This window comes from Leucobacter sp. gxy201, from assembly GCF_051043335.1.
Taxonomy (GTDB): domain Bacteria; phylum Actinomycetota; class Actinomycetes; order Actinomycetales; family Microbacteriaceae; genus Leucobacter.
On sequence record NZ_JAMXWS010000006.1, the window covers coordinates 59,929 to 71,385 of the forward strand.

General features: G+C 69.9%; 9 protein-coding genes. 7 read left to right on the forward strand and 2 right to left on the reverse strand.

From position 1 onward, the window contains the following. Positions 1 to 13: 13 nt before the first annotated feature. The 3 genes from thiL (at position 14) to NHL51_RS10945 (ending at position 2,890) form a co-directional block, all read left to right on the forward strand. Positions 14 to 1,069: a thiamine-phosphate kinase gene (gene thiL / locus NHL51_RS10935; RefSeq protein WP_434143728.1), complete on the forward strand. Its 1,056-nt coding sequence runs from the start codon at positions 14 to 16 to the stop codon at positions 1,067 to 1,069. 95 nt (positions 1,070 to 1,164) lie between these two features. Further along, positions 1,165 to 1,782: an RNA polymerase sigma factor gene (locus tag NHL51_RS10940; protein WP_434143730.1), complete on the forward strand. Its 618-nt coding sequence runs from the start codon at positions 1,165 to 1,167 to the stop codon at positions 1,780 to 1,782. Then, positions 1,760 to 2,890, forward strand: coding sequence for a hypothetical protein (locus NHL51_RS10945; RefSeq protein ID WP_434143731.1), 1,131 nt, complete (start codon positions 1,760 to 1,762; stop codon positions 2,888 to 2,890). Before NHL51_RS10940 ends, NHL51_RS10945 begins: the two co-directional genes overlap by 23 nt. Positions 2,891 to 3,214: 324 nt before the next feature. Here the strand turns inward: NHL51_RS10945 and NHL51_RS10950 are convergent, their stop codons facing one another. Next, entirely contained in the window at positions 3,215 to 4,759 is a 1,545-nt protein-coding gene (locus NHL51_RS10950) for a PucR family transcriptional regulator (RefSeq protein WP_434143733.1), read from the reverse strand. A gap of 168 nt (positions 4,760 to 4,927) precedes the next feature. Here NHL51_RS10950 and gabT point away from each other — a divergent pair, with 168 nt between their 5' ends. After that, complete coding sequence (gene gabT, locus NHL51_RS10955; RefSeq protein ID WP_434143735.1) at positions 4,928 to 6,265, forward strand: 4-aminobutyrate--2-oxoglutarate transaminase; 1,338 nt, start codon at positions 4,928 to 4,930, stop codon at positions 6,263 to 6,265. Between the two features lie 70 nt (positions 6,266 to 6,335). Continuing rightward, positions 6,336 to 7,802, forward strand: coding sequence for an NAD-dependent succinate-semialdehyde dehydrogenase (locus NHL51_RS10960; RefSeq protein ID WP_434143737.1), 1,467 nt, complete (start codon positions 6,336 to 6,338; stop codon positions 7,800 to 7,802). 82 nt (positions 7,803 to 7,884) lie between these two features. Here the strand turns inward: NHL51_RS10960 and NHL51_RS10965 are convergent, their stop codons facing one another. Continuing rightward, complete coding sequence (locus tag NHL51_RS10965) at positions 7,885 to 8,496, reverse strand: RsmD family RNA methyltransferase (RefSeq protein WP_434143738.1); 612 nt, start codon at positions 8,494 to 8,496, stop codon at positions 7,885 to 7,887. 128 nt (positions 8,497 to 8,624) lie between these two features. On the opposite strand from NHL51_RS10965, the gene NHL51_RS10970 reads away from it, so the two are divergent. Beyond that, complete coding sequence (locus NHL51_RS10970; RefSeq protein WP_434143740.1) at positions 8,625 to 9,194, forward strand: dihydrofolate reductase family protein; 570 nt, start codon at positions 8,625 to 8,627, stop codon at positions 9,192 to 9,194. A gap of 54 nt (positions 9,195 to 9,248) precedes the next feature. Beyond that, positions 9,249 to 11,441 carry an ATP-dependent DNA helicase RecG gene (locus tag NHL51_RS10975; RefSeq protein WP_434143742.1) on the forward strand — a complete coding sequence of 731 codons (2,193 nt, stop codon included), beginning with the start codon at positions 9,249 to 9,251 and terminating at the stop codon, positions 11,439 to 11,441. Positions 11,442 to 11,457: the final 16 nt, after the last annotated feature.

Sequence of the window (11,457 nt, forward strand, 5' to 3'; positions counted from 1 at the left end):
CTAGCGTGGAGAGGTGCGAATCGAAGCGGAGAGCGAACCCCTGCAGGGCCCCGATGCGGGTGTCACCGTGGGCGACCTGGGGGAGTCGGGCGTGCTCGCGCGCGTGCTCGCGAAGCTCGGCGCTGCGGATGCCGCGGTGGTGGGCCCGGGCGACGACTGCGCCGTGATCAGCACCGATGCCTGCACCGTCGTGACGACCGACACCATGGTCGAGGGGCCCGACTTCAGGCGGGCCTGGCACGACGGGTTCGAGCTGGGGTGGAAGCTCGCGGCGACCAACCTCTCCGACGTCGCCGCGATGGGGGCCCGCCCGATCGCGCTCACCGCGGCGTTCGCCGTGCCCCGCGATACCCCCGTAGTGCTGCTCGAACGCATCGCCGAGGGGCTCGACGCTGCTTGCCGCGAACTCGCGCCCGGATGCGGTGTCGTGGGCGGCGACCTCGGTACGGCACCGGTCGTCATGGCCTCGGTGACTGCGCTGGGCGCGCTCGAGGGGCGACCGCCGGTGCCGCGCTCGGGCGCTCGCGCGGGCGATGTCGTCGCCTACGCCGGCGACCTGGGGCTCGCGGGTCTGGGGCTGTCGCTGCTCTTCGCCGAGGCGGCGGATGCCGATGGCACGGCGCACGCGCGCACGCTGGTCGAGCTGAAACGCGCGCATCCGGCCGAGCTCGCGGCCCAGCTCGCTCCGGCTCCGCCGATCGGGCTCGGTGCCGCGGCTGCAGACGCCGGTGCCACAGCGATGATGGACGTCTCGGATTCCCTCTCGATCGACGCAGCCCGCATGGCGCGCGCGAGTCGTGCCGACGTAGTGCTCGATACCGCCCTGCTCGAATCCGGATTCGGCGCGCAGCGGGGTGCGCAAGTGCCCGTCGCTGCCATGCTCACCGGGGGAGAAGACCACGGGCTCCTCGCAACGTTCCCGCCGGGCACGGTGCTCCCCGAGGGATTCCGTGAGATCGGCACGGTCGGCCCGGCTCAGGACCCGCGGCGGCCCGGCGTGCGACTCGACGGCGAACCGTTCGAACCGCGGGGCTGGGACCCGTATACGGTGCGCCTTCCGGGCTGGTGAACCGGGTGCGCTGATGGTGCTCGACCTCGCGATGAAGCGACACGCCCGGGATTCCCGGCCGTGAAGTGTCGGGCCGCTTCGGAGCAATACCCGGTATGAGACAGACGCACGTGCCGAATGATGCGCAGGTGATCATTCGCTCCAGGGATCGGCCCGAGGAGTTCAGCGAACTCTACCGGCGCCACGCCAGGGCGGTGTTCCGCTACGCGGCGTCGAGGCTCGGGCGCGAGCACGCCGACGATGTCGTTTCGGAAGCGCTGCTGGTCGCCTTCCAGCGACGCGGATCATTCGACCCGGAGGTGGAGTCGGCCCTGCCCTGGCTGCTCGGCATCGCGACGCGGCTCATCCGCAAGCGCCGGCGCGAGGAGACCGCAGCCTGGCGGGCGGTGGCGCGGGCGAGCGGGCTCGGCGGCGCCGGCACCGACCGCTCGGGGCACGACCCGGCCGAAGCCATCGACGACCGACTGGACGCTCATGCGTCGATCGAGCGCATCTCATCCGCGATTGCGGCGCTTCCTGCACGCGATCGCGACGTGCTCACGCTGACCGCCTGGTCAGACCTCGACGCCTCGGGCATCGCCGAGGCGCTCGCCATTCCCGAGGGCACCGTGTGGTCTCGGTTGAATCGGGCCCGCAGGGCCCTTCGCAACATCCTCGACGCGGATGCGGTCCGCATTTCGGAGAACGATCATGAATACACGACTGAACGATGACGAACTGCGGCTGATCCGCTCTGCACGCAGCGGCGCCGAGATCGAGATGAGCGATGACGAGTTCGCTCGGGGCCTGGCCGCGTTCGAGCGCACCATCGAGGCTTCATCACAGGGATCGCATCGTGCCGTTTCCCAGGCGCGCCGGAGTCGCCGTCGGCGTCGCGGCCTGATCTGGACGGGAGCCGGCGTCGTCGCAGTGGGCGCCCTCGCCGGAGTCGCCCTCGTCGCGACGCCCGCGCCGGTGCTGTCGCCCGTGCTGGGCCCCGCGACGCCAAAGGATCCGCACGCTGAGGCAGTCGAACTGCTGCAGCGCGCCGCCGATGAGGTGCTTGCCGTCGATACGGAGTTGCAGCCGGGCCAGTACCTGAAGCGGAGCTGTCGTGTCATCGGGGTGACTTTTCCGGGCACACCCGAGACTCTCTTTGAAGGGCAGCCACCGACTGTCTGGGAGCGTAGATCGATGAACACAGCGAACTACTTTCCCGCCGATGACTCTGATGATCATGTAGTCCGCACTTCACCCGAATACGGCACAGAAGCCATCGCAGGCGACTGGCCCGATGAGCCCGAAGGTGTGCCGTACGACGGCAAATCAGCATTAAACCCTGGCGAGTACTTCGAGATGCGGGTGCCGGCAGATCAGGCGTCTCCCGGTTTCGTGGTTCCGGACACTGCGGCCCAGCTGCAGGACGTCGCTCTGAAGCAGTGGGAAGAGATGCAGCGACAGGATGTCGAATATTCGGAGGATCAGGCACTTCCGAATGCTCTCCTGCCCTATTTCAACGACACAATGCCACAGGAGATCAGGGCTGAAGCATTTCGGTTGCTGTCCGAGCAACCCGGGGTCAGGTCGCAGGAGTTCTCGGGAAACGATGCGGAGCTCGGTATCAAGAACACCGAGGGCAGGATCGTCAGCTTCGAGATCATGGACGGTCATGCCATTGAGATGATCTTCGATGTGAAGCATGCGCGACTCATCGGTACACGGAATGTTCTGACGGCCCCGGATCCTTCGACACCGGGTTTGGAAATCGGCGAAGTGCTGAACGCGATAGCCTGCACGGCCTCGGTGGTCGACGAGATCCCTGATATCGAAACCTGGAAATGAAGCCTTCCGAGGCGCGGATCCTGTTGAGCGAGGGCCGCGCCCTGTTCCGCCCGAGCGACTTCGCGAAGCTCGGTGATCCGCGTCTCAGACCCGTCGAATGGTGCCGCGATGCGATCGGAGCTCTGGTCGAGGAGGCCTGCTGGGCTCCGGAGATCCATTGGATTCCGAGCGACGAAGTACGACTGGAGTTTCGTCGGGCCGGCAACGCGGAGTGGGCGTTGTCGGCGGCGAAACGGGCGGGCTTGGAGGCTCGGCATCTCGAAGCTGGGTGCGTCGTGTTCGTGAATTTCGAACACGAACGTCCTCGGGCGTAGAGTGCCGGGCTCAGATGGGCGGCGCGAGGAGGCGCAGCGCAGCCCAGAGCTCGGCGCGCGCGTCGGGGGAGTCGAGGTCCATGCGCAGCAGCTCGGCCGCCGTGCGCATGCGCGCGGTGAGCGTGTGGCGGTGCACGCCGAGCTCGAGCGCGGCGGGGCTCGTCTGGCCGTGGTGGGCGAGCCAGACGCGCAGGCTCGCCTCGATGGCGTCGCGCTGCTTCTCGTCGTGGCGTCGCAGCGGCTCGAGGAGCCCGGCGGCGCGGCGCGGCGCCTCGGGGTTCTCGTGCAGCAGGCGGATGACGCCGGGATGGAGCTCGGGAGAGTAGTCCGTAGGCGCATCGATCGCCTCGGCCGTCGCATGCTCGAACGCGCGCTCGGCCTGGTCGAGCATGAGTTCGAGCTGCTCGAGCGGTGCCCGCTCCGAGAGCCCGGCGGCCTCGTGGTGGGTGCGGAACCGTCGGCGCAGCGCCTCGGCCTGACGAGCCTCCGCGATGATGACGGCGGCGCCGTGGAGCGTCGCCGCGAAGACACCGCTCGATGCCCCTTCGAGTTCGCGCAGCTCGTCCACGAGCTCGAACGGCAGGCGCTCGCGATCCCTGTGGCGCACGACGACCGCGTCGCTCCTCGGCAGCGCCGTTCGGGCACCCGCGACGAGCCGCTCCGCGAGGGCGTACTCGTGCCCGAGCAGCAGCTCGACTACGGCCTCGCGCAGGGCCGCTTGCTCGGCATCGGCCCCGACGCGGCGCTCGAGATGCATCGTGGCGAGCGCAGCGACGAGCGCGAGCAGATTCCGCTCGGCGGCATCGGGCGGCCCGGCCTCCTCGACGACGAGCACGCCGCGCACCGGGCGCCCGAGCGCCTGCAGCTGCAGGCCGCCGCTCCGGGCGCCGATGCGGACGGCGCTCACACCGCGGTCGAGCATGCGCTGCACCTCGGTGCGCAGCAGCTGCGCCGGCGCGTCGGCACGCTCGGCGGCCGGCGCGAACTCGATGATGCGGCCGGTGCGATCCGTCACGCCGACCGGCCGGCCGAGTCGCGCCGCGGTTTCGGCGAGCACCGCCGAAAGACCCGTCGGGTGCAGCGACGCGTTCGACACGGCGCGCTGCGCATCGAGCGCCCAGAGATCGCGTTCGCGATCCCTGGCCTCGAGCAGTCGCACCGATGCCTGCACGATCGCGATGAACGGAGTGTCGTAGGGCACCCGGAAGAGCGGTAGCCCGAGGCGGTCGCAGGCCGACACGATGCGGGGCGGCACGCGGTCGAGATGCAGGCCGACGCCGACGCCGAGCGCGGCGACGCGGGCGTCGATGAGGCGCCCGATGTAGGCGTCGGCATCGCTCTGCCGTCGGATCGCCGAGAAGCGGGCGCCCGTCGTGAGCAGCACCGTGTCGGGGGTGAGGAAGGGCGCCGGGTCCTCGATCTCGCTGACGTGAACCCACTGCACCGCGCGTTCGCCGGTGCGGTCGTCGGCTCCGGCGATGAGCACGAGCCCGAGATGGTACTGGTGCAGCAGCCCGCCGAGCGGGATGATGCGCACGGCTGATTCCGTCGTCATGGGCAACCCCTCTCTTGGTGCCAGGCTGTAGAAAGTTGCTCCTAGAAATATACATTCTGGCACGAGGTTGTACGGTATCGCGAGATTAGGCTGAGACGGAAATCGCAGCATGCCGGCCCGACCGGGCCAGAACCGAAGCGCATGCCCGACCCAAGGAGAACATTCATCATGGTCGATGTCATCGGCGGACCGTCGCTTCCCCAGGAGCGCAAGCTCGTCACGAGCATTCCCGGACCGAAGTCGCAGGAGATCATCGCGCGCAAGAACGCTGCGGTCGCTGCGGGCGTCGGCGCGGCTCTGCCGATCTCGATCGTCGCGGGCGGCGACGGCGTGCTCGTCGACGCCGACGGCAACTCGCTCATCGACCTCGGCTCGGGCATCGCGGTCACCGGTGTCGGCAACTCCGCGCCGCGCGTCGTCGAAGCGGTGCAGCGCCAGGTCGCCCAGTTCACCCACACCTGCTTCACCGTGACCCCGTACGAGGGCTACATCGCCGTCGCCGAGAAGCTGAACGAGCTCACCCCCGGCGACCACGAGAAGCGCTCGGCCCTGTTCAACTCGGGCGCCGAGGCGGTCGAGAACGCGATCAAGATCGCGCGCCACTACACGAAGAAGAACGGCGTCGTCGTGTTCGACCACGCCTACCACGGACGCACCAACCTCACCATGGGAATGACGGCGAAGAACATGCCGTACAAGGACGGCTTCGGCCCGTTCGCGCCCGAGGTGCACCGCGTGGCCACCTCCTACCCGTTCCGCGACGGCCTCAGCGGCGCCGAGGCGGCAGCGGTCGCCCTGACCCAGATCGAGAAGCAGGTCGGCGCATCGAACCTCGCCGCCATCATCATCGAGCCCATCCAGGGCGAGGGCGGCTTCATCGCTCCCGCAGAGGGCTTCCTCCCCGCGCTGCAGGAGTGGGCGACCGCGAACGGCGTCGTCTTCATCCTCGACGAGGTGCAGACGGGCTTCGCCCGCACCGGCCAGATGTTCGCCGCCGAGCACGAGGGCGTCGTTCCCGACCTGGTGACCACGGCGAAGGGCATCGCGGGCGGCCTGCCGCTGTCGGCGGTCACCGGCCGCGCCGAGATCATGGATTCGGCGCACGCGGGCGGTCTCGGCGGCACCTACACCGGCAGCCCGATCGCCTGCGCCGCTGCGCTCGCCACGATCGAGACCTATGAGCAGGAGAACCTGCTCGAGAAGGCCACCGCCATCCAGGCCACCATCGAAGAGGTCTTCGGCGCACTCCAGCAGTCGGACGACCGCATCGGCGACATCCGCGGACGCGGCGCGATGATGGCGATCGAGCTCGTCGAGTCGGGTTCGAACACGCCGAACGCCGCGCTCACCTCGGCCGTGGCGAAGGCCGCCGCCGATCAGGGCGTGCTCGTGCTCACCTGCGGCACCTACGGCAACGTCATCCGCTTCCTGCCCGCGCTCACGATCTCCGACGCGCTGCTGCGCGACGGCCTGCAGGTCGTCGTCGACGCGATCACCAATAACTGAAGCGAACCCCCAGTACTCAGGCAGAGCGACGACAATCGAGTCGTCGACCCAGTGTGTAAGGAGCCACAGCATGGTACTCAAGCCCAATGAGCAGGATCTGCTCGATCGCGTCCAGTCCGGTCTCGGCATCGGCGGCAAGTGGGAGGCCTCGACCTCCGGCGCGACGTTCGACGTGCAGGATCCCGCGACCGGCGAGACCATCAAGACGATCGCCGATGCGACGGTCGAGGACGCCGTGCGCGCGCTCGACGCCGCGGTCGAGGCGCAGGCCGAGTGGGGTCGCACCCCGACCCGCGTGCGGTCGAACATTCTGCGCCGCGCGTTCGATCTGCTGATGGAGCGCAAGGAGGAGTTCGCGCTGCTCATGGCGATGGAGATGGGCAAGCCGATCGCCGAGGCGCGCGGCGAGGTCGTCTACGGCGGCGAGTTCCTCCGCTGGTTCTCGGAGGAGGCCGTACGCGTGCAGGGCGACTACCGCCAGAACCCCGAGGGCACCGGCAACATGGTCGTCTCGCACCTGCCGGTCGGCCCGTGCTACTTCGTGACGCCGTGGAACTTCCCGCTCGCGATGGCGACCCGCAAGATCGCGCCGGCGATCGCCGCCGGCTGCACTTCGGTCATCAAGCCCGCGGGGCTCACCCCCCTCACCACGATCTACTTCGTGCAGCTGCTCGAAGAGGCCGGCCTGCCCGCCGGCGTCGTGAACGTGGTGCCGACGACCAAGTCGAGCGCGCAGTCGAGCGCGCTGCTCTCTGACCCGCGCCTGCGCAAGCTCAGCTTCACCGGTTCGACCCCGGTCGGTGTGAAGCTGCTCGAAGCGGCAGCCCAGAACGTGCTGCGCACCTCGATGGAGCTCGGCGGCAACGCCCCGTTCGTCGTGTTCGAGGATGCCGATCTCGATCAGGCCGTCGAGGGCGCGATGCTCGCGAAGTTCCGCAACATCGGTCAGGCCTGCACTGCGGCGAACCGCATCATCGTGCACGAGTCGGTCGCCGACGAGTTCGCGAAGCGCGTCGGCGAGAGGGTCGCGGCGATGAAGGTCGGCCGCGGCGCCGACGAGGGCAACGATATCGGCGCGCTCGTCGAGGAGAAGGCCGTGGCGAACACGGCGCGCCTGGTCGCGGATGCGGTCGCCACCGGCGGCACGATCGTGACCGGCGGCGAAGCCGTCGAGGGGCCGGGCTACTTCTTCCAGCCGACCGTCATCGACCACATCAGCCCGCAGGCGGCGATCATGCGCGAAGAGATCTTCGGGCCGCTCCTGGGCATCGTGCGCTTCTCGACCGAGGAGGAGGCCGTGGAGATCGCGAACAGCACCGAGTACGGCCTCATCAGCTACGTGTTCACCGAGAACCTCGCACGCGGGCACCGTATGATCGAGCAGCTCGAGACCGGCATGATGGGCCTGAACACGGGCCTCGTGTCGAATGCGGCGGCGCCGTTCGGCGGCGTGAAGCAGTCGGGTGTCGGCCGCGAGGGCGGCTTCGACGGCATCCACGAGTTCCTCTCGACGAAGTACACGCTGATCCCTCGCTGATTCAGCACCGAGCGCTTCTCGGGCCCGCAGGGCACCGCGCATCCGTCACGGGTCGCGGTGCCCTGCGGCGTTCGCGGAGCGTTCAGCCCTCGCGCGAGGAGAGCTCGCACCACCACAGCACGGTCTCGCCGTAGCGGCGATCGCGAAGCGGTGAGAGCCCATCGGGCAGCGTCGGTTCGGGGGAGCGGCTGCTGCGCTCGACCAGCACCACCGCGTCATCCGCGAGCAGCGGGACGAGCGATGCGAGGTTCGCCGTGAGCTCGGCCTCGCCGAGATCGTAGGGCGGGTCGAGCATGACGACATCCCAGCGGTCCGGAGCCGCTGCGCCTCCGGCGGCGCGCTCGGCAGCCGCATCGACATAGCCCTGCGCCGATTGGCGCACCACGTCGATGACGGGCCGGGACTCCTCCCGCTCGAATGCCGTGAGCACCGTGCGGGCATTGCGTTGGGCCACCTGCGCCGCCGGGGCGTGCTTCTCGACGAGCACGACCGCCGACGCGCCGCGGCTCGCGGCCTCGAGACCGAGCGCGCCCGAGCCCGCATACAGGTCGAGCACCCGCGTGCCGTCGGTCATGCCCCACGACTCGAGCGCCGAGAAGATCGCCTCGCGCACGCGGTCGCTCGTCGGCCGGGTGCCCGCCTTCGGCACGTCGAGGCGCAGTGAGCCGGCACGGCCCGCAATGATTCTGGTCACCCGATGAGCGTACCGGGTGGTGCTTGGCCTCGGCGATGCCGCGGGGTACGATCGCCGCACCGATGTGCTCGATGCTCGCGACCCGACGCCGCTGCCCGTGCACGGAACGACTTACGGGGGAGGACGCGATGAGACCGCTGCGATACTCGATCAACGTCACGCTCGACGGATGCTGCCACCACGAGGCCGGGTTGCCGCCCGATGAGGAGTCGATGCTCTACTGGACCGTCGAGATGGAGCGCGCCGACGCACTGCTGCTCGGCCGCGTCACCTACGAGATGATGGAGTCGGCGTGGCGCCGGCCGGCGGCGGGCGGCTGGCCCGACTGGATGGAGTCGTGGGAGACGCCGTTCGCGGAGGCCATCGACGGGGCGCGGAAGTACGTCGTGTCGCGCACCCTCGACGCGGTCGATTGGAACGCCGAACTCATCGAAGGCGAGCTCGGCGAGACCGTGAGGGGCCTCAAGCAGGAGCCCGGCGACGGCCTGTGGGTCGGCGGGGTGACCCTGCCGCTGGCGCTCGCCGATCTCGGGCTGATCGACGAGTACGAATTCCTCGTGCACCCCGTGATCGCGGGGCGCGGGCCGACGCTGCTCGCGGGTCTGCGCGAGCGCACCCGCCTCGAGCTCGTGTCGCGCCGCGAGTTCAGTTCGGGCGTGGTCGCGGTGCGATACCGCCCCGTGCCGCGGACGGAGTGACCGACGGCTCCGTGACCGATCGAGCGCGTCGGATGCGGCCGATACGCTAGAACCATGGTGCATGCGACGCTCGACACGCCCCTCGACGGGGTCATCGGCGCGCGCACGGCGAAACCGCTCGCCAAGGCCTTCGACGTGCGCACTGTCGGCGAGCTGCTCATGCACCTGCCGCGCCGGTACTCCCGCCGCGGCGAGCTCACCCCGCTCACGGGTCTGCCCCCCGGCGAGCAGATCACGGTGGTGGCGCAGGTGCTCGATGTGCGCGAGCGGCAGATGCAGCGGCGGCGCGGTAGCATCCTCGAGGCGCGCATCACCGATGGTCAGGGATCGCTGACGCTCACCTTCTTCAACCAGGCCTGGCGCACCCGCGATCTGCGGCCCGGTCGGCGCGGCATCTTCGCCGGCAAGGTCAGCGACTACCGCGGCAGCCTGCAGCTGCAGCACCCCGAGTACGAGCTCTTCGAGGACCGCGACGATGCGCCGGGAGCCGAGAAGCTCGACGAGGCCGCCGCGAAGGCGTGGGCCGAGACGCCCGTTCCGATCTATCCGGCGACCGCGCAGGTGCCGAGCTGGACGGTGCAGAAATCGATCGTGCTCGTGCTCGATGCGGTCGCCGAGATTCCCGAACCCCTGCCCGCCGACATCGTGCGTGCGGAGGGCATCATGCCGCTCGGGCGCGCGCTCGAACTCGTGCATCGGCCGCAGAACGAGGCCGACTACCGCGAGGCCCGCCGCAGCCTGCTCTTCCGCGAGGCGTTCAAGCTGCAGCTCGCGCTGCTCGACCGGCGGCGACGGGCCGACGACGAGGCGAGCACGCCGCGCCCTGCTGCCGATGCCGGCGGTGCGCTCGCGCGCTTCGATGCGCAGCTGCCGTTCGAGCTGACGGGCGACCAGCGCAGCGCGGGCGCGGTGATCGCGAACGAACTGGCGCGGCCGCACCCGATGCACCGGCTGCTGCAGGGCGAAGTCGGTTCGGGCAAGACGCTCGTCGCACTGCGGGCGATGCTGCAGGTCGCCGCGAGCGGCGGCCAGAGCGCGCTGCTCGCCCCGACCGAGGTGCTCGCGTCGCAGCACTTCCGTTCGGTGGTCGAGGCGCTCGGGCCCGACCTCGCAGCCGAGATGAACCCGGTGCTGCACACCGGCCGCATGCCGGCAGCCGAGCGCAAGCGCGCGCTGCTGTCGCTCGCATCGGGGGCGTCGCACATCGCCGTCGGCACGCATGCGCTGCTCGGCGACGCCGTGAGCTTCTTCGACCTCGGGCTCGTCATTGTCGACGAACAGCACCGCTTCGGCGTCGACCAGCGCGAGGCGCTGCGCCAGAAGGGGCAGGCGCCGCACGTGCTCGCGATGACGGCGACCCCGATTCCCCGTACCGTCGCGCTCACCGCCTTCGGCGACCTCGAGGTGACGACCATCAGGGAGCTGCCGCCGGGCCGGCTCGGCATCGAAACCTTCACGGTGCCCGAGCTCGAAATGCCGAATCGTGCGGCCCGGGTATGGGCTCGAGCGCGCGAAGACATCGCCGCGGGGCTGCAGGTATACGTCGTCTGCCCGGCGATCTCGGCGGGCGTGGTCGAAGACGGAGATCTCGCAGATGCCGCAAGCGCCGACGGAGAAGGCGGTGCGCAGCGTCCCCTCGCGACGGTCGCCGACACGGTCGCGGAGCTGCGTGCGAGACCCGACTTCGAGGGGGTGGCCGTCGACGGGCTGCACGGCGGCATGGCGTCGGCCGACAAGGAGCGCGTCATGGGCGCGTTCGGCTCCGGAGAAACCGATGTGCTCGTCGCGACGACGGTCATCGAGGTCGGCGTGAACGTGCCGAACGCGACCATCATGATCGTGCGCGATGCCGACCGCTTCGGCGTTTCGCAGCTGCACCAGCTGCGCGGCCGCGTGGGGCGCGGCAGCCACGCCGGGCTCTGCCTGCTCATGACGACGGCCGAGCAGGGGTCCGTGGCGCGGGAGCGCATCGAAGCCGTCGCCGCCACCTCCAACGGATTCGCGCTCGCCGAGGTCGACCTCGAGCTGCGGCGCGAGGGCGACATCCTCGGCACGGCCCAGTCGGGCGGGCGGTCGACGCTGCGGCTGCTGCGCGTGACCGAGCACGGAGAGCTCATCGAGCACGCCCGAGCGGTCGCCGCCGGTCTGCTGGAGCGCGACCCGGAGCTCGAGACGGCGCCCGGAATGGCGGCGGTGCTCGCGAAGGATCGCGAAGCCGGCCTGCTCGACAACCTCGCGAAATCCTAGGGAGCACGGCGGAGCT

Bases quoted from the DNA above. Each gene is read 5' to 3' on its own strand.
- NHL51_RS10960 (WP_434143737.1), top strand. From the start codon at position 6,336: ATGGTACTCAAGCCCAATGAGCAGGATCTGCTCGATCGCGTCCAGTCC.
- NHL51_RS10975 (WP_434143742.1), top strand. From the start codon at position 9,249: ATGGTGCATGCGACGCTCGACACGCCCCTCGACGGGGTCATCGGCGCG.
- NHL51_RS10945 (WP_434143731.1), top strand. From the start codon at position 1,760: ATGAATACACGACTGAACGATGACGAACTGCGGCTGATCCGCTCTGCA.
- NHL51_RS10970 (WP_434143740.1), top strand. From the start codon at position 8,625: ATGAGACCGCTGCGATACTCGATCAACGTCACGCTCGACGGATGCTGC.
- NHL51_RS10940 (WP_434143730.1), top strand. From the start codon at position 1,165: ATGAGACAGACGCACGTGCCGAATGATGCGCAGGTGATCATTCGCTCC.
- gabT (WP_434143735.1), top strand. From the start codon at position 4,928: ATGGTCGATGTCATCGGCGGACCGTCGCTTCCCCAGGAGCGCAAGCTC.
- NHL51_RS10950 (WP_434143733.1), bottom strand. From the start codon at position 4,759: ATGACGACGGAATCAGCCGTGCGCATCATCCCGCTCGGCGGGCTGCTG.